Annotated in this window: 15 protein-coding genes and 3 pseudogenes; 8 read left to right on the top strand and 10 right to left on the bottom strand. The window is 46.1% G+C overall.

All coding sequences use genetic code 11. From position 1 onward, the window contains the following. Positions 1-12 precede the first annotated feature (12 nt). On the top strand, positions 13-375 hold the full coding sequence (locus D0A34_13570) for an anti-sigma factor antagonist (protein ID UNU19763.1): 363 nt from the start codon (positions 13-15) through the stop codon (positions 373-375). Positions 376-622: 247 nt separating this feature from the next. Here D0A34_13570 and D0A34_13565 read toward each other — a convergent pair whose 3' ends face one another. Continuing rightward, positions 623-1,243: a chorismate mutase gene (locus D0A34_13565; GenBank protein ID UNU19762.1), complete on the bottom strand. Its 621-nt coding sequence runs from the start codon at positions 1,241-1,243 to the stop codon at positions 623-625. 341 nt (positions 1,244-1,584) lie between these two features. Between D0A34_13565 and D0A34_13560 the strand changes: the two genes are divergently transcribed. Continuing rightward, positions 1,585-2,298: a photosystem II biogenesis protein Psp29 gene (locus tag D0A34_13560; GenBank protein UNU19761.1), complete on the top strand. Its 714-nt coding sequence runs from the start codon at positions 1,585-1,587 to the stop codon at positions 2,296-2,298. A gap of 252 nt (positions 2,299-2,550) precedes the next feature. Here D0A34_13560 and D0A34_13555 read toward each other — a convergent pair whose 3' ends face one another. From D0A34_13555 to D0A34_13525, 7 genes and pseudogenes are all read right to left on the bottom strand, one after another. After that, positions 2,551-3,087 carry a competence protein ComFB gene (locus tag D0A34_13555; GenBank protein ID UNU19760.1) on the bottom strand — a complete coding sequence of 179 codons (537 nt, stop codon included), beginning with the start codon at positions 3,085-3,087 and terminating at the stop codon, positions 2,551-2,553. A gap of 208 nt (positions 3,088-3,295) precedes the next feature. Continuing rightward, on the bottom strand, positions 3,296-4,237 hold the full coding sequence (locus tag D0A34_13550; GenBank protein ID UNU19759.1) for a M23 family peptidase: 942 nt from the start codon (positions 4,235-4,237) through the stop codon (positions 3,296-3,298). Positions 4,238-4,978: 741 nt separating this feature from the next. After that, the gene (locus D0A34_13545) at positions 4,979-5,206 is read right to left on the bottom strand and encodes a hypothetical protein (GenBank protein ID UNU19758.1); all 228 of its coding nucleotides are present in this window, start codon (positions 5,204-5,206) and stop codon (positions 4,979-4,981) included. A gap of 52 nt (positions 5,207-5,258) precedes the next feature. Further along, a complete protein-coding gene (locus tag D0A34_13540) occupies positions 5,259-6,785 on the bottom strand; it encodes a phosphomannomutase/phosphoglucomutase (GenBank protein ID UNU19757.1) in 1,527 nt (508 codons plus the stop codon). A 332-nt stretch (positions 6,786-7,117) separates the two neighbouring features. Beyond that, positions 7,118-8,023 carry a D-hexose-6-phosphate mutarotase gene (locus tag D0A34_13535; GenBank protein ID UNU19756.1) on the bottom strand — a complete coding sequence of 302 codons (906 nt, stop codon included), beginning with the start codon at positions 8,021-8,023 and terminating at the stop codon, positions 7,118-7,120. Between the two features lie 160 nt (positions 8,024-8,183). Beyond that, positions 8,184-8,584, bottom strand: a pseudogene (locus tag D0A34_13530) (M23 family peptidase). A 62-nt stretch (positions 8,585-8,646) separates the two neighbouring features. Continuing rightward, positions 8,647-8,874 carry a hypothetical protein gene (locus D0A34_13525; GenBank protein UNU19755.1) on the bottom strand — a complete coding sequence of 76 codons (228 nt, stop codon included), beginning with the start codon at positions 8,872-8,874 and terminating at the stop codon, positions 8,647-8,649. Between the two features lie 108 nt (positions 8,875-8,982). Between D0A34_13525 and D0A34_13520 the strand changes: the two genes are divergently transcribed. Beyond that, the gene (locus D0A34_13520) at positions 8,983-10,107 is read left to right on the top strand and encodes a formylglycine-generating enzyme family protein (GenBank protein ID UNU19754.1); all 1,125 of its coding nucleotides are present in this window, start codon (positions 8,983-8,985) and stop codon (positions 10,105-10,107) included. 207 nt (positions 10,108-10,314) lie between these two features. Continuing rightward, positions 10,315-10,539, top strand: a pseudogene (locus tag D0A34_13515) (type II toxin-antitoxin system ParD family antitoxin). 17 nt (positions 10,540-10,556) lie between these two features. Here the strand turns inward: D0A34_13515 and D0A34_13510 are convergent. Then, positions 10,557-11,387, bottom strand: a complete 831-nt coding sequence (locus D0A34_13510) for an acyltransferase (protein ID UNU19753.1) — start codon at positions 11,385-11,387, stop codon at positions 10,557-10,559. A gap of 382 nt (positions 11,388-11,769) precedes the next feature. On the opposite strand from D0A34_13510, the gene D0A34_13505 reads away from it, so the two are divergent. Further along, on the top strand, positions 11,770-14,085 hold the full coding sequence (locus D0A34_13505; GenBank protein UNU22286.1) for a sodium:calcium exchanger: 2,316 nt from the start codon (positions 11,770-11,772) through the stop codon (positions 14,083-14,085). Positions 14,086-14,094: 9 nt separating this feature from the next. Then, a pseudogene (locus tag D0A34_13500) lies at positions 14,095-14,286 on the top strand (TIGR00299 family protein). On the opposite strand, the gene D0A34_13495 reads toward D0A34_13500, so the two are convergent. Further along, positions 14,265-14,477, bottom strand: a complete 213-nt coding sequence (locus D0A34_13495; protein ID UNU19752.1) for an RNA-binding protein hfq — start codon at positions 14,475-14,477, stop codon at positions 14,265-14,267. The pseudogene D0A34_13500 and the gene D0A34_13495 sit on opposite strands and share 22 nt — an antisense overlap. Before the next feature lie 312 nt (positions 14,478-14,789). Here D0A34_13495 and D0A34_13490 point away from each other — a divergent pair, with 312 nt between their 5' ends. Both D0A34_13490 and D0A34_13485 read left to right on the top strand, forming a co-directional pair. Then, positions 14,790-15,632, top strand: a complete 843-nt coding sequence (locus tag D0A34_13490; protein UNU19751.1) for a diaminopimelate epimerase — start codon at positions 14,790-14,792, stop codon at positions 15,630-15,632. Between the two features lie 222 nt (positions 15,633-15,854). Next, a complete protein-coding gene (locus tag D0A34_13485) occupies positions 15,855-16,997 on the top strand; it encodes a hypothetical protein (GenBank protein ID UNU19750.1) in 1,143 nt (380 codons plus the stop codon). Positions 16,998-17,025 lie beyond the last annotated feature (28 nt).

Here is a 17,025-nt window from a genome sequence, read left to right as displayed (position 1 = left end):
AGGGAAGGGTCAGTGATTCATATTGATCAAAAAACCCACACGCTTCAAGACGGTACAACAGTTATCGTCTTAGCACCGACAGGACGGTTGGACATCACTACAGCTTGGCAATTCCGCCTCAAGTTGCAAGAGTGTATTTCCAAACTCAGCCGCCATGTCGTAGTGAATCTTGGTCAGGTTAACTTTATCGATAGTTCTGGCCTGACCTCACTTGTAGCAGGTATGCGGGATGCGGATAAAGTTAAGGGAAGTTTCCGCATTTGCAATGTTCATCCCGAAGCCAAACTGGTGTTTGAAGTCACCATGATGGATTCTGTGTTTGAAATCTTTGAAACGGAAGAAGAAGCTCTAGAGGGGGTGCCACGCGCAAGTTGAGCACTCCTGCTGGCATCGATTGCAGTGTCGCGGGTTAATTTAAGCTTGAGGCTCACAAAATGCGCCGGAACCCTGCACAAGAACAGGAAGCAGGTAAATTATTGCCAGCTTCCTTATGCTTTCTTCCTTTCTTGAGAGGTTGAGAGGTTCACCAAAACACTAAAGTAGAAGAATAGGTCAAGGTAAAGTCTTGCCTTCTATCCTAGATAGCTAAATCTTTCTTCCTTGTTTCTTGTTGCTTCTTGCTTCAAACCAATATCTCAGCAGCAAAATCCTGACGCTTGACAAATCTAAAAGGGCCCATTAAAGCTCCCCAGATAGCCTTGCCTGTCGTGGGGCTTATTCCTTTGTCGTAGCTGAGAAATTCCTCGCCTGCGGCTTCAAATCCCAAGTCTACTTGGTAATTTTGCCCCCCGTAGGCAAAGCCGCAGCGAGTGCCCTCCGGCAAAGATGCGCGAAAGCGATAGCCGTTTGAGGCTAAATTTTGCACCACAACCGATAGGGTGCAGCCGGGAAGGAGTTGGATTTGCTCGTTGGTTAGCTTTCCAAGCAAGTCGGGGTTGCACCCGGCTCCTTTGACGGCTGCGATATCCTTAAACATATAATACTGAGCTTCAATCAGTCCCGGCGCTATCTGTGAGTGCCTCAGTTGCAGGATTCGGGGGCGGTAGGGCTTGTCTAATTCCAGAATGTTGGCTTGTTCGGCAAACAGGGCAATGCTGGGTTCGGAAAATAATGGAACCGGCAGGGGTCTTTGCCACAAACGAAGGTGGACGTACCAAGCCGGCTCTGCTAGCGCTTGTTCCCGGTTGTCAAATTCGCCCGCCATGTACTGGGCTAAAGCTATTAATTCAGGAGAAATTGTCATGTTTGTTGGATTTTTTAGGATAAGGGCTTGACAAAAAAGGCTTATTGTGATAAGAGAGGCGATAGCTGAGCTGGGCAAGTCAGAAGATTAGATTTATGAGCGATCCCAGCTAAGCTATGATTGTAAAGATACTGGGGTTTTTCCCTCCTATTGCGACATATTAATTGTTGCTGCCGATCGCGCGTAAAATCTTTTTGATAAAATTTTGTCTCGCAAGGAGGCGGCAACGCTTAAAAAACTGGCACTTTTTGTCAGACCGATCGCAGAATTGACTCCCCCGACTTTACTCACGCCGCGCTGGCACGCCCGCTACGGCAAAATTATTTATCTATAAGACTCAGGTGAACAATAACCGTACTGTTTCAGATACTAAGCGAAGTTTCTATACGATTCACACTCGACCGATCAACTCAATTTACCGTCGAGTGGTGGAAGAGTTGATGGTAGAAATGCACTTGCTTTCGGCGAATGCCGATTTTCAATACGACCCGATTTATGCTTTGGGTGTAGTGACAGCTTTTGATCGATTCATGCTTGGGTACGCTCCAGAAGCAGACAGAGTTTCGATTTTTAACGCTTTGTGCAAGTCCCTAGAAGACGATCCAGATCGCTACAAGCAAGACGCTCAGCGATTGGAAAGCTTGGCAGATAGACTTTCCGGGCAAGAGTTGCTCTCGTGGCTCGATCGTTCGACCAGCTTTGAAGATACAGCGGATTTGCAAGCGTCTCTAGGGGCGATCGCCAGCAACCCTCAATTTAAGTACAGCCGCTTGTTCGCGATCGGTTTGTTCTCGCTGTTAGAAAAAGCTGACCCTAACTTAGTAAAAGACCAAGAAACGCGAAACGACGCGATCGCTAAAGTCAGTGCGGCCTTGCACCTGCCAGAAGACAAAGTTAGCAAAGATTTAGATTTGTACCGCAGCAATTTGGAAAAAATGGCTCAAGCGCGAATAGTGCTTCAAGATGTCATCCAAGCGGAACGGAAAAAACGCGAAAAGCGAGAAACAAAAGTTACCGCTGGTCCCTCAGCAGACTCTTCTGACAGCAACAATTAATCGTTTGAAGGAAGCAGGAAATTTGGCAACGGATTCGCTTTCTTCGGATGTAACGGATCTCAGGAACAAGGAATAAGGAAGAGGGATTTTTTTATGGTATGTAAAAAATAAAAAAATCTTAAATTTTAATTTTTCTTCTTGAATTCTGGCTTTCTTGTGCCTTCAGATGTTGGTTGCTCAGAAACTAAAAATCCCGCTTTCTGAATTGAGCGGGATCTACTTAACTAATAAAATAGAGCTGTTGGGGTGGTGCTAAGGCTGCGGCTCAAAATTAGTGGCGTTAGCTTGCAGCCAAGTGCTTAGCTGTGAAAGAACCTCGTTTCCAGAAGACTTGCCCAAAGCTGTCGGGTTTGGGGTGTCGGGCCTGTCCAAGTTGCGGGCGATGGCTGCGTTGACTTCTTTGGAAATCAAATCGTGAAGTTGCTCTTTAGCCCTAGCCCTTTGAAAGTGAGCTCCCTCTTCCGTCGTAGCGTACAGAGGTGGCAGCCTATTTAAGGCATAAGCTGCAATATCTCCCACATCCAGACTCAGGTCGCTCGTTGCTTCAATTTCGGCCACCCTAGCGATCGCATCGCTGAGTACCAACTCTTCCATCACGTTGATAAACTGTTTGCGTGGCAGTACCACCACTTCGCCAGTCAACAAAGATCCCATCAGACGATCGAGAGCCATGTACTCTTCGATGGACAATTCCGAAGCCGTATTGCAGATCCGTCCCACCTCAGCTTCCATAGACGGCGTTAAATAACCATCCTGCAAAGCCTGTTCAACAATTTTTTCAATACTCATATATGCGTCCCCGCTCAACGGCATCATCAATAAAGTTTTGTGAAGACGCGATTGTTAGCGTCTTGAGAGTCGAGTTTTGAGAGTTGAGTTGAGAAATTTTCTACAAATCCTAACTCAATACTGATAACCAATCACAGTTATCTGCACACCCTAGCCACAAACTTACCCCATAATTGACTGATAAATCCGTCAAAACCTGTAAAAACTCCTACTCAACTCCCTGAAGCCGCCAAGGTACAGGATCGACGGACTGCCCATGCACGTAAAGTCCCCAATGCAGGTGAGGGCCTGTGGAAGCCCCCGTTGACCCCAGAGCACCGATTACTTGACCAGCTTTCACGACATCGCCTTCCTTGACATCAATCCGGCTGAGGTGCATCAAAATACTTGCTACTCCCTGACCGTGGTCGATACCAACCACGTTCCCGTGGATTTTGAAGCCTTGAGATTCGCGTCCCACTAGAGACACCCGACCTGCTGCTGGTGCGACTACAGGGGAACCGTAAGCACCCGCGTAATCAACGCCGCGGTGGTAGTAGTCTTGAGCAAATACCCCATTATAATAACGCCGCACCCCGTAAATAGTAGTAATTTCGCCGGAGTTGGGGCGCAACAATTTGCCGTCCCAAAATTTTTCGGGTGTCACCAGTGCTTTAAATGCGTCTACGCGATCGAATTCAGCATCTGTACCTTCCTCGTCTTTCCCGGGAGGTAGCCAGATGGATTGAGTGGGAAAATCTCGCGATCGAACTTGTACGTTCAACTTCTGCACTTGTCCATCACCTGTGATTTGGATTTGGCGAGCACCGGGTTTCTCTAGCGGAGTCGTCGGCAGCAGGGCCCGAAAGCGGCCGTTGCCGATCGGAAACGCGGGGTAGTTTTTTTGCTGTAGAGAAACTTTGGGAGTTTCCCCGCCGTTACCGTCTACCTGAATCATTACTGACAGCGTATCTCCCAGTTCGGGATTAGCCGGCGTTACAACTACCTGCAAAGCTTGCACTGGCAGGGCAAAACTTAGAAAGCCAGCAACAATTCCCCCGATCGAACTGGCGGTTAGCTTGTTCGCTTTCAACTGCCCCCACTGCCAAATCAGACCTGTAATTATTTCCGTACTTAGCCCGCAGTTGCCTCGATTCACAGTCATTATCATCACAGCCGTCCTTAACCTTTCTCTCGCTGACATTTTTTCCACTATCTAGAGTAACTATAGCAACCCTCAATGAGCCGAGAGAAACAGCCGTAGGTAAAAAGCTTGGGAAACTCAAAGATTTGGAGATGAGAGACTAACTTAAATAAATACTTAACAACACTCAAAAACTTGACCAGGTGATCATACTCTCGCACAAATCCCGTTGCATTCATCAAGTCCAAGATTTACAATACTTCGTACAGTTTCATTGCCCACGCATAGGTAGCTATAAACCCGGTTTCTACGAATTTTGCGACGAGTCCGGAAAAATTTACGAAGAAACCCGGTCTCTGAAGTCTGTGTGCCTCAGCCCCCGCTTGCATTTTTATGTCGTAGCATCAAACCCTTGATTTTCACTTTTGCTAATAGCGTGCCTCAGCCCCCGCTTGCGTTTTTATGTCGTAGCATCAAACCCTTGATTTTCACTTTTGCTATTAGCGTGCTACGTAAGCGTTGCTTGCAGCTATTGGAGCGCCCACAAACCCTTATTTTCAGGTAGAAAATCAAAAATTCTCCGAAGTGTTGCTGCTGTTAAATCAATTCTTTCTTGACCGTTTACTTTCCTATAACATTCCTAAAACTCTCTAGTTAAAGTAGCCTATTTTTGATTAATTAGTATTAATTCCCAATGTTTACGCCTCCAATCTAAAATGGATGGTATGAGATAAAAATTGAGAAGTGCTATAGTCTTATCACGTAGATTTATAGGGATTCAAAGGCAGCGGTGAAACCCTCTAATGTCAAGCATTCTTCCATAAATTCCTCTACCTCATTCACATCCTCAAGCTGATATTCCATGATGCGTTGAGCATCGCCTTTCATCTTTTTGGAAGAAAGAATCGTGGCAGGATATTTGGCAGCAATCGCTTTGAAAGTTTTGGAATGGATCTCCCAGCTTTCAGCAGAACATTTTATGATTAAACGCCACATAATTAAATTACTCCTTGGGTTTGGTTTACTAATAGTCTGACGACCGTGAAACTTAGCTCAATAGTGCCGACAAATCAAGGGATTCTGTTGTTTGGAAAAAAGTTAAAAGCCGAGCTACTATGTGAGCGACACCACCCTTAACATTAGACTCAACATTCAAAGGCATCACCGGATCGTGGAGTGATAATCGTAACAGAAACCAGCCGGATTCGCTAGCTGACGTGCAGGAAATTCGCAAACCTTCGTAGTTATTGGGAACTATTTTCCAGTCTGCTTGCGTTGAGACAAATTCTTGCAGTTGCTCAATAACGCGATCGCCCTGAGCCTTGAAATCATCCACACCAAGTTTAATCCGAAATTCTGCACTTTCTTCTGGCTCTTTTAAATTGGCAATTAAATCGGGCAAAGATTGATTTGCTAACTTGGATTTAGCCAATTCAATCAATAATTTGCTGACCAAATAAGCGCCATCATCCAGAAAGTAATTTTCTTTCAAAGCTCCATGTCCCGATGTTTCAATCGCCAGCCATGATTCGTGTCCGGCTTCAGTGAGGCGAATCGACTCGTCAATCACATTTTTGTAGCCGCGTTTAAAGCGATGGTGAATCCCTTTTAAATCTTGTTCGATGAATTGCGTTAAGCCATCGGAGGTGATAGAATCGGTAACAATGGTAGAGCCTGGGTGTTCTTTTAATACGATCGCAGAAATCAAGGCAATTAAGCGATTGCGATTGAGTTCCTTGCCAACTTGATCGACGGCCGCACTGCGATCGACATCGGTATCAAAAATAATCCCAAAATCAGCTTGATGTTCAATTACCGCTTGACAAACTGACTGCATTGCCTGTTTATCTTCAGGATTTGGCACATGATTGGGGAAAGTACCATCGGGTTCTAAAAACTGACTGCCCGTAGTGTCTGCACCTAAAGGTTTTAAGACTTTATCAACATAAAAGCCGCCAGCACCATTTCCTGCATCTACAACAATTTTTAGTCCTGTTAGTGGTTCATCAAAATTATCGGGATGATTGACTGATTCCCTAATTTTTTTGACAAATTGGTTAGCATAAACTGAGATAAAATCATGCTTTGTAATCTTACCGGGCGATGAGGCTGGCTGAAAGTAATTGCTTTGGGCTAGTGTTAAGATATCTGTAATATCCTGCTTTTGTAACCCACCTTTGGCAGTGAAAAACTTTAAGCCATTTCGATTAAATGGCAAATGGCTAGCAGTGAGCATAATCGCGCCGTCGCAATCAAAACCAGGGGTAATGGTACTCATAAACATGGCGGGGGTTGAGGCCATTTCAAAGTCGTACACGGTTGCACCAACTGAGGCGATTCCCTCCATGACTGCTTGCATTAAGGTTGGCCCTGATAGGCGACTGTCACGCCCGATCGCGATCGTTAATTCGGCCGCTGGTTTATTGACTTTTTGCACCAGCCAACTGACAAAGGATTTACCTAAGATTGTCGCAATTTCGGGCGTTAGGTTGACTTTTTCATTGGGAACGCCTTCGAGGGCGATACCGCGAATGTCTGATCCATTTTGAAGTTTTGTCCAGTTGAAGATTTGCATAATAATTGATGGTAAGTAAAAAGATCGGAGTCGGCGGTTGAAACCGAGCGTACAAAGTTTGTTCTATGGCTAGACGGTTCGAGTCAGATTAGCCGAACTTCCTGCGCGGACTAAGAAATAAACAGGGGAGAAATTTTAGTTTTGGTATTATTAGTCATTAGGGTGACAGAGTTTTTCAATTCAATCAGCTAATCGGCATTTAAGTTGTATTTAAAGAAACAATCCCAGTCTTGTGCGTGGGATTTCAGCAACGCCCAAAATATCCAATCGAAATGTTGAACCGCTTACTGGGAATTTTGACCCCATCACCGCTAAGATTAAGTTCTAATTACTTAGTCGCGTTCAACGCTGTAAATTGCCTGCAAGCGGAACTCACCATGAGCGGGAACTTCCACAATATCTGTAGCTGCATTGGTCGTTTCTACGCAGAGTAAACGCTGATAATCTGCATCATCAAGGTCGGCCATATTTGCAGAAATTGTCACCCACGGATTCCACACTACGACGGATTTACTACCCGATGATTTAATGCGAATCCGACGATTGAGGGCGCTATCGTCAATGACTAATTCATTGGTGACATCGAGATAAATGCGATCGACTTCACCTGTTACTACCACTGCACCCACTTGAGTTTTTTCGACACCACCATCCGCTTTATCAAGATACTGGCTATTTTCTAAACCTAAAACCTGCACGCGGTTGATATCGCCGACTTGGAAATAGGTGTGGAAAGCTTGGGTGAGGGGAAATGCTTTGTCGCCTAGATTGCGGGTGATTAATTCTACAGTGAGGCTGGTGCCGATCGTAATCATGATCGCCAGTTCAAAGGCTTGGGGCCAAATTGCTCTAGTTTCATCGGTATCCTTGAGTCCTAGAGTGACTTGGGTTGCGCCATCTGGGGTTGTGGCGGTTTCTAGCACATTCCAGAGGCGATTCCGCACAAACCCATGACTCGGACGCCCCAAGGCTTCGGGATCGGGGCCAAACCAGGGCCAACAGATGGGTATACCGCCTTTGATGGCTTTCCCTTCGGCGTAGTAAGCTTTTTCGCTGACGAACATCAAGTCTGTGGTTTCGGTGGCTGGTTGAAAGGAGAGCACTTGACCGGAATACACAGAAATTAAGGCTTTGGCTTGACCGTTGTCGATGTGAATCATCGGGAAACCACCGTTTCCCGTGGCGAAGGTGAGGTTCCCGGCAATGCCGTAGTCTGTGTTTAACTGGTCAATACTCATGCTGTTGGCTTGGTGAATGGCTTTACAATTATCCGATATTATGGTTGCTAGATTGATTATCTTGTTGAGTTTGACCTGCGAGGGTGCGATCGACACAACGATGCAGTCCGAGAAACGGATGGGGAGTGCCAACATATAGCGAGGGGATGTGCGATCGAACGCGCACTTGCACGCTCAAATCTTGCACCTTTCCGTCTCCCGCCACTTGGATTTGGCGGGTACCGGGGCGATCGAGCGGCGTCGTCGGCAGCAGGGCCCGAAAGCGATTGGTGCCCATAGGAAAAGCTGGGTAGTTTTTTTGCTGTACGGAAACCGTTGGAGTTCCGCTGCTGCTGTTTACCTGAATCATTACTGACAGCGTATCTCCTAGTTCGGGATTTGCCGGCGTCACCTTCACCTGCAAAGCTTGTACCGGGGATACCAAACTGAGAATGCTCGCGATCGTTCCCCGCTCAAAATCGCCTTCTTCATGTTTGCTTTCAATAGCCTGCATCCAAAAATAGCACCCGCAACTATTTTCGCACTTTGTCCGCAGTTGGCTCGATTCGCAGTCGCTGTCATGACGGATATCCTTAATCTTTGTCTGGTTAATGTTACCCAAAAATTCAAATTTTAGCACCCTCTCACCGCAAAGGATAACGCACTATTACGACTTGCCCAAAGTCAGCAAAGGTATCGCCATTTAGCGGAGCGCAAGGCGCTATTTGCGGACTTTGTAGCAAAGCTGCATCAGAGGATGTTTCACGGTTTCGAGCGCGGTATAATTTTGTCATTCTGAGTGGAGGGCGATCGCAGCGAATCATCTGGGATTGTGGGAAAATACTGAGATATTTCACTTCCGTGCGCTGCATTTAACATGACACAGAAACACTTATGTCAAATATATTATAAATTTTCAATATTTGACATATTTATTATTTAAATGCCACAGTTGTAGATATTACAGAGGTTAAAATGCCATGCCAAGCGATCGCGATCGACCCAGAGAATACGATGCAGTCAAGGGGGGGCAAAATTCAATTCCTGTCGGTGCGGCGGTACAGGGAGGAATTGCCGGGGTTAAAACCCGATTGCCCTTGCCCTCTGTCGAAGCTAGAATCGCCGCACTATCCGAAGCGCTCAAATATGGAGATGCAGGATTAGATTTGATACTGGGAGCATTGCAGGATGAGTCAGTACAGGTTAAATTAGCTGTCTATTCACTACTGAAAGATAGAAATGAGGAGAAGATAAAACAACATTTACAAAACTATTTTTTTGATTTTGATGTCATCACTGTTAATTCTAATGGACGAGAAAGCAGCCGCAGCAAGTCGTTTGCTTTCTACTTCCCCGAAGACCTAGGAAATGGAATTGTGTTGGAAATGGTTTACATTCCCGGTGGCACATTGATGGTAGATTGGCCAGTAACAGAAGTTGATAGATATAGAGATTATGGGGAAGGTGGGAAGCCTCAAGTCACAATACCCGCTTTTTATGCAAGCAAATACCCCATCACCCAAGCACAGTGGGAAGCAGTTATGGGAAAGACAACCAACCAATCGAGTTTCACAGGCGAAAAACGTCCTGTTGAAAATGTATCGTGGTTGCAAGCCATCAGATTCTGTCGAAGACTCTCGCAAAAAACCAGTAAAAAATATCGTCTTCTGAGTAAAGCAGAATGGGAATATGCCTGCCGTGCCGGTACAACAGCCCCATTTGATAGTGATTTTTTTATGCAAATTATAAAAGAAGTTAACCGTGAAGGCAATCATCTGGATCTTGATGCACCGCAGGGTCTTCATCGCCAAATAAAGGATGTGGGGAGTTTTCCGCCTAATGCTTTTGGACTTTACGATATGCACGGCAAGGTTGCGGAATGGTGTGGCAATAGTGGCTTAAATGATACCGATGAAGGCCCCGAGTCGACAGGCGGTATTATCTCACTCTTAACCAGGATGGGGCTTGACTCTATCGGCCATACAGATCCCAAGTGGTTCAATCGCACCTTGCACCTGTGTCACAGCCCGTATCAAGAAGGCATCGGCTCTTCTTTGATAGAGGGTGTTCGCGTAGCAATGTCGTCGTATTCTTCCCCCTCCTAGTTTTTCCAGCAAGGGTTCTTCTTTTCTCTTTAGCCCTTTTTGTTCTTTTCTCGATTATTTGTAGGGCGCGGATTCTTCTACAATCTGCAAATGCGATCGACATCTCACAGCCACGCACCCTAGACAAACGAAAATAGGTTAAATTTGGTTTATAATATTTAGAATATGCCTGCGATCGATCGCACATCAGGAAGGAGGATAAAAAATATGACCCTCAATCTTCCTCTTCCCGATTCAATTCAAAAATTTATTAACGAACAAGTGGCAAGCGGAGGCTACAGCAATGCAGCAGAATATATCTTGCACCTAATTCGCCAATAACAAGCAAGAACCGCGCGGGTTGAGTCGTTATTGTTGGCTGGTTTGGCTAGGGGCAATTCTCTAGACATTACTGATGATTGGTGGGAGCAAAAACGCACCTATTTAGATTAAATGCGCTCTCCCTACAATTAGCTTGCTTGTACCTTCGGAAGACTCATTTTTTCAACTATATTTTTCCGCAGGTAAACTGTCAGCGGTTTTTCAACTAAAGAGTAAAAGATGCAGCCAGCGATTACAGTTATCAGTGCTACCAATGCGGGTGCAAAAAAGCTATCGAAATATTTTCCTAGATTTGCCTTTGGCAGCAATTTGGTGGTTGCTGAAATCAGCGGGCCGTGAGTTAAAAATATCGAGTACGAGGCATCTCCTAAATACGTGGAAATCTGAGGTATTTTCGGAGAATCTTTGGGGTCTATCGAAGTAGCAGCAATGATTAACAGAGCTGCTACCACGGCAAAAGTAGTGACGCGCTCAAACTCTATGTTTCCCCATGCGAGGAGCATTCCTAAAATAATATATCCTAAATTTGCTATCCCAAACAATATCCACCTGTACTTGCCGATTTTATGGTTATATTTAATCACAATATACGCAGCCAAGCAGCCCAAAACAAATTCTAGATTCATATTCCCAAATACTAGATTCAGCAAGAAAAAAGAGCCTGGAAATTTTACAATTTTAGAAAAATGTAGAATCGTGACAAATAGCCAAGTCGAAAGTATCGGTACAGAATGTTTTGGTTTGAACCAGATAGCTATACTGAACAGGAAGTAAAAATATAATTCGTAAATTAAAGTCCAGCCTACATCCAGAATCGGCTTGTCATTTTGAGGTAGCAACAGCAGCGATACAATTAAGCGCCCCAAACTTAAATCTGTATTGTTCGCAAATTCGGGAATTCCTAAAAAGAAACACAAAACTGTCAGAGTAATTATCCAGTAGATCGGATAAATTCTCACAGCGCGTTTGACTAAAAAAGATTTTAACTGATTTCACTGACCGATCGCCGATCAGTGAACGTACACCCTGATAAAACCACTCAATACAAAAAGGTAATTAAAATCACTCCACCCCGCCTGAAAGAGATTAAAAAAAGTAACTTGATTTAATCTCACCGCGCTCATCTCGTTGAGGTGAAACATTACCCCCAATCAACGTGCAATGCCTCGCTCTACTGGCAAGAGGTTAAGCTTTTTTTGAGGAGTGAAACTCTTGGGTATCAGAAAATACCGGGTTCTATAGTTGCAGTTGCCCTGGCTCCCCAACTACAGTCAACCCACTAAACATAATCAACACATTAGACACTATAATAATATAACTTTATACTTTTTTCATAAAGTTGTGCAAGAAGACTTCCGACTGATCGTTGACTTAGTTGTAGTTCTCGCTGCTGCCGCAGCAGGAGGACTCTTTGCATCGCTGTTGCGACAGCCGGTAATTCTCGGCTACCTGCTGGGAGGGATCGTAATTGGGCCGGCAGGTTTGGGGCTGATTAAAAAATTAATTCAGGTAGACACCCTGGCTGAATTCGGGGTTGCCTTTCTGTTGTTTGCCTTGGGAGTGGAATTCTCTTTCGCCGAACTCCAAAAAGTTAAAACCATTAGTTTGGGCGGGGGGGGCTTGCAAATTGTGCTGACGATCGCCATTACTACTGCAATTTCCTTGGCTGTAGGCTGGGTAGAATCGCCTGCTCAAGGCGTGTTTTTAGGAGCGATTCTGTCGCTTTCCTCGACCGCAGTCGTCCTGAAATGCTTGATGGAGCGCAATGAAGGCGGTACTTCCCACGGTCAAGTCATGCTGGGAATATTAGTAGTTCAAGATTTGGCTTTGGGGCTAATGCTAGCGGTTTTGCCGGCACTCAACCAGCCCGCAGAAGCGATCGGCATGACGGTAGCGTGGGCCCTGCTGCGGATCGGGTTATTTGCTGTCGGTGCTGTAGTCGCGGGCATTTGGCTCGTACCGCAGTTGCTGCGCTACCTGGCGAAAACAGAAAGTCGCGAACTGTTTTTGCTGGGAGTTGTAGTTTTGGCTTTAGGGATTGCGCTGCTGACAGAATATTTGGGTTTTTCGATCGAGATGGGCGCATTTGTGGCGGGTTTAATGATTTCGGAGGTGGAATATGCCGACCAAACTCTAACTTACGTCGAGCCTTTGCGAGATATTTTTGCATCCTTATTTTTTGTCACCATCGGAATGTTAATCGACCCGGTGTTTCTGTGGAACCATCTAGAATTAATTCTGGGACTGGTATTTCTAGTATTTGTCGGCAAATTCTTGATCATCGCGCCGATCGTCCGACTATTTGGCTATCCGTTAAAAACAGCATTAATCACAGGTTTGGGCTTAGCTCAAATAGGAGAATTCTCCTTTGTACTCGCTAGTTCCGGTCAAGTTATGGGGCTGGTTTCGCGGGACGTTTACCTGTTAATTTTAGGAACGACAGCAGTCACCCTGGTGCTGACTCCGTTTGTATTGAGAAGCGTGCCACAGTTATTGAAATGGGCGGAAAATTTCGGGCCTTTGCAGCGCTATTTTGACGAAACATCTCAACCTGTGGCAATAGCTGAAAATTTGCCGGAACTAAATTATGTTGTGGTTTGTGGCTACGGGCGAGTCGGCAGAATTTTAGTCAAAATGCTGCAAAGCCGCAACTGTTCAGTTGTGGTGATCGACGAGTCAGAAAGTAGAATTCAAGAGTGCAGAATGCAGGGAATTCCTTACATTTACGGGAATGCTGCTAGCTTGCACGTATTGGAAGCCGCCCGGGTGGAACGGGCAAAAGCAATGGCGATCGCCCTTCCCGATCCCATGAGCACTCGCTTGTGTCTGAAGCGGGCTTTAGAATTAGTCCCGGATTTGGATATTGTGGTGCGGGCCAACCAAGATAAAGACATCGAACTGCTTTACCAACTGGGGGCCTGGGAAGTCGTGCAGCCGGAGTTTGAGGCGAGTTTAGAACTCTCGGCCCACTTGTTGGCTAGTATTGGGATCTCGGCAATGGCGATCGGGCGGGAAGTGCAGCAAATTCGCAGCAGCCGCTATCTGGAATTGCGGCCACCGCGCGAACCTTTGGCGATTTCGCGGGATTTGAAAGTGGCGGTTCGAGATATGAACAGCGAGTGGTACAGCTTGCCGTCGGGTTCTCCCATCGCCAGCATGACTCTGGAAGAAACTAACTTGCGACAGTTGACAGGGGTCAGCGTGATGGCGATCGTCCGCGAGAATGGCGAGGAAATTGATTATCCTAACGGGAAGACAGCTTTGCAGTCGGGCGATCGACTTTTTGTAGTGGGAGAACCGGAAGAACTCATCAGTTTTGAGTTGCTGGCGAAGGGGGAAGTTGCAGTGCCGCAGGGCGACAGTTCTTGCCAGTGGCTGAGGTTGCCAGCAAACAGCCCTTGGGCGGGCAAAAAACTGTCAGAGGTAGATTTGCTTAGCCAGTACGGGGTGCAGGTGCGGGCGATCCGCCGGGAAGGAAAATTTACTCGCTGGCCGGACGGAACTACAAATTTGCAAGAAGGCGATCGTTTGCTGCTGTGTGGCGGCTTTTACGAACTCGGCTTGATGCAGCGGACGGCCTCACCGCCGGTGCCACAACCTGCTTTAAAGCTGCCTTTTGTCACGGCCCAAGTCAGCGAAAAGCTGTTTAGCGATTAGGGAAGGAAGAAGGAAGAAGGAAGAGGGAAGAAGGAAGAAGGAAGAGGGAAGAGGGAAGAAGGAAGAAGGAAGAGGGAAGAGGGAAGAGGGAAGAAGGAAGATTTGTTCCACTGTCTCCCTCTCCCAATCTCTCCGTCTCCATTCTCCCACTGTCCCCCTCTCCCACTCTCCCCGTCTCCTCAGCCGTTGGGTTTGAGATAAGCAATTGCTGGCCGCGAGATCAGAATTTGTGTTTCTGAGGCATCGACGAGGCAAATGCAGCTATGATCCTGCCAAAAAATTCTACCCGCTAGTGAGTCGCCGGTCAGGAGTTTGATCTCCACCTGTTGTTTGTCTTTGATGTAGCTTTGTATTAAGCGAACGCTGGGCAATCCGGTTTCAAATTCAGACATAGTTCAGAAAAATATAGTCAAATATTACCTTAAACCATATTCTTCTGTTTATACCGTTTAACCGATACTGGCGCAATTACAAGCGCCTCTACCGGATGAGATAGAAACCCCTTGGTGGCTACTTTTGGACGGATATTCATTGAGCCATTGACATCAGCATTAATGAGATATCCCTGTGGAGTTATAAAAATTATATTTGTTTATATTTTACTAGAAAGGACTATAAATTGCATAAAGTTTTATAATACTGGGAAATGGGTAATTTGGTCATCAAATTATCTAATCAGTTTTAACCAAAAGAGGTTTGTTTTTATGCCGATCGAGTTTGCGAAGTATCACGGACTGGGAAATGATTTTATTCTGATTGACAACCGCCACTCGTCAGAACCGGTGATCACGCCAGAACAAGCTGTGGATTTGTGCGATCGACATTTCGGGATTGGCGCAGACGGTGTGATATTTGCTCTTCCGGGTCAAAACGACACTGATTATACGATGCGGATTTTTAACTCCGACGGTTCGGAACCGGAAATGTGCGGCAACGGGATTCGCTGTTTGGCTAAGTTTATCGCCGATTTGGAAGGGTCAGAGGCGAAAACTCAGTACCGCCTCCACACTCTGGCTGGTGTGATTACCCCGGAATTGCGATCGGACGGTCAGGTGAAGGTGGATATGGGAGTGCCCCGGCTGCTGGCTGCGGAAATTCCGACAACTCTGGCTGCAGCGGATGCCAAAGCTATAGATGTGCCGATCGAAGTTGCTGATAAATCTTGGTCTGTTACCTGTGTCAGCATGGGTAATCCTCACTGCATTACTTTTGTAGACGATGTTTCGGCTGTTGCTTTAGAAACTGTGGGGCCTCAATTCGAGCACAACAAAGCATTCCCGCAGCGTACCAATACGGAATTTATTGAAGTGGTACGTTCAGACTATGTAAAAATGCGGGTGTGGGAAAGAGGCGCGGGTGTTACTCTAGCTTGTGGGACTGGTGCTTGTGCTGCTGTGGTAGCTGGGGTGTTGGTAGGGAAGTGCGATCGGGCAACTGCAGTTGAGCTCCCCGGTGGCGTTTTGGAAATCGAATGGGCAGAAGTTTCTGGGCGGATTTACATGACCGGGCCGGCACAGCGAGTATTTACTGGTTGTATTAGTGATTAGTGATTAGTCATCAGTCATCAGTCATCAGTCAGAAGGTTTTTTTGGTGGAATTAACAAACAATAAAAATTATTGAATTCAAAATTTTTATTGAATTCTGACCAATGCCTTCCGCCTTCACAAATTATTGGCTGCGGACTGAAGACTGAAGACTAATAACTAAGCCTGAAATCTAAAATCTAAAATCTAAAATCTAAAATCTAAAATTAACTAGGTGGGTTTGCATGGCTGGAGGTATTTATCTCATTCAGGACGACGACAGGCTGGTAGAAATGATGGAACAGCCCTACGACTCGGAAGACCAGTTACAAGATTTGCTAGTAACTTATCCTAATTTGATCGCGGGAGACCAAATCGATCGGGCGACGGCGCGGAGGTGGCTGTTAATTTCGCGGGAACCTGCACCCAGCGATGAGGAAACAGCGGTGCAGTGGTCGCTGGATCATTTGTTTCTCGACCAAAATGCAGTTCCTACTTTGGTGGATGTGCGGCGAACTCCTAATGCCGAACTGCGGCAAAAAGTTTTGGGTCAGTCGATCGACTATGCTGCTAATGCGTTGTTTTACTGGCCCATCGATTCAATTATTGCTCTGTTTGAAGCTAATTGTCGCGATCGGGGTCGCGATCCTGAACAGATTTTTGAAGAGTTTCTCGGTGCAGATGCTAATGAAGACAGATTTTGGCAGAAGGTTAAAACTAATTTGCAAGCGGGTAAAGTTCGCTTAGTGTTTGTAGCTGACGAGATTTCCGCTGAAATGCGCCGAGTTGTGGAATTTCTCAACGAACAAATGGACCCGGTTGAAGTTTTGGCCCTGGAAATTAAGCAGTATGTAAGTGAAGACGGTTTAAAAACGCTGGTTCCCAGAGTGATCGGTCAGACAGCGGAAGCACAGCAGAAAAAATCCAGCGCAACGCGCGAAAGAAGGCGCTGGGATGAATCTTCATTTTTTGCGGAAATCCAAGCTAGACGAGGCGCGGACGAGGCGCAAATGGCAAAAGCAATTTACCTGTGGGCGAAAAGTCAAGAACCCGAAGTTCAAATCCAGTGGGGAACGGGGGACGCCTACGGCGGTTTCGCCGCTCAATTGCCTCACAGAGGAAGAAAACCCTATCAGTTATTCACTGTAAATATTGCTGGCAGAATGGAGATTTCTGCTGACAATTACGGTTCCCAACCGCCGTTTAATGGGGAACACAATTGGCTGGAATTGAGAAGTAAACTGAGTTCGATCGGTCTGTCGCTACCTATAGAACCGGGTGAGAGAAGGTCGCCGAGTCTGGCTTTGTTTACTTTGCAAGAGGAATCTGCCCTCAAGCAAGTTATACAAACTTTTGATTGGGTGATTAAACAAATTAAAACGTTATAGTCAGTTGTCAGTTGTGGGGTGCGTCAGA

The sequence above is a fragment of the Microcoleus vaginatus PCC 9802 genome (genome assembly GCA_022701275.1).
Classification (GTDB): domain Bacteria; phylum Cyanobacteriota; class Cyanobacteriia; order Cyanobacteriales; family Microcoleaceae; genus Microcoleus; species Microcoleus vaginatus_A.
This window is presented reverse-complemented; position numbering and strand designations above follow the sequence as displayed.

What these genes read in the sequence shown, in the direction of transcription:
- D0A34_13555 (UNU19760.1), bottom strand. Translation starts at nt 3,087, where the DNA reads ATGAGTATTGAAAAAATTGTTGAACAGGCTTTGCAGGATGGTTATTTA.
- D0A34_13495 (UNU19752.1), bottom strand. Translation starts at nt 14,477, where the DNA reads ATGTCTGAATTTGAAACCGGATTGCCCAGCGTTCGCTTAATACAAAGC.
- D0A34_13565 (UNU19762.1), bottom strand. Translation starts at nt 1,243, where the DNA reads ATGACAATTTCTCCTGAATTAATAGCTTTAGCCCAGTACATGGCGGGC.
- D0A34_13550 (UNU19759.1), bottom strand. Translation starts at nt 4,237, where the DNA reads ATGATAATGACTGTGAATCGAGGCAACTGCGGGCTAAGTACGGAAATA.
- D0A34_13485 (UNU19750.1), top strand. Translation starts at nt 15,855, where the DNA reads ATGGCTGGAGGTATTTATCTCATTCAGGACGACGACAGGCTGGTAGAA.
- D0A34_13535 (UNU19756.1), bottom strand. Translation starts at nt 8,023, where the DNA reads ATGAGTATTGACCAGTTAAACACAGACTACGGCATTGCCGGGAACCTC.
- D0A34_13540 (UNU19757.1), bottom strand. Translation starts at nt 6,785, where the DNA reads ATGCAAATCTTCAACTGGACAAAACTTCAAAATGGATCAGACATTCGC.
- D0A34_13545 (UNU19758.1), bottom strand. Translation starts at nt 5,206, where the DNA reads ATGTGGCGTTTAATCATAAAATGTTCTGCTGAAAGCTGGGAGATCCAT.
- D0A34_13490 (UNU19751.1), top strand. Translation starts at nt 14,790, where the DNA reads ATGCCGATCGAGTTTGCGAAGTATCACGGACTGGGAAATGATTTTATT.
- D0A34_13525 (UNU19755.1), bottom strand. Translation starts at nt 8,874, where the DNA reads ATGCAGCGCACGGAAGTGAAATATCTCAGTATTTTCCCACAATCCCAG.
- D0A34_13520 (UNU19754.1), top strand. Translation starts at nt 8,983, where the DNA reads ATGCCAAGCGATCGCGATCGACCCAGAGAATACGATGCAGTCAAGGGG.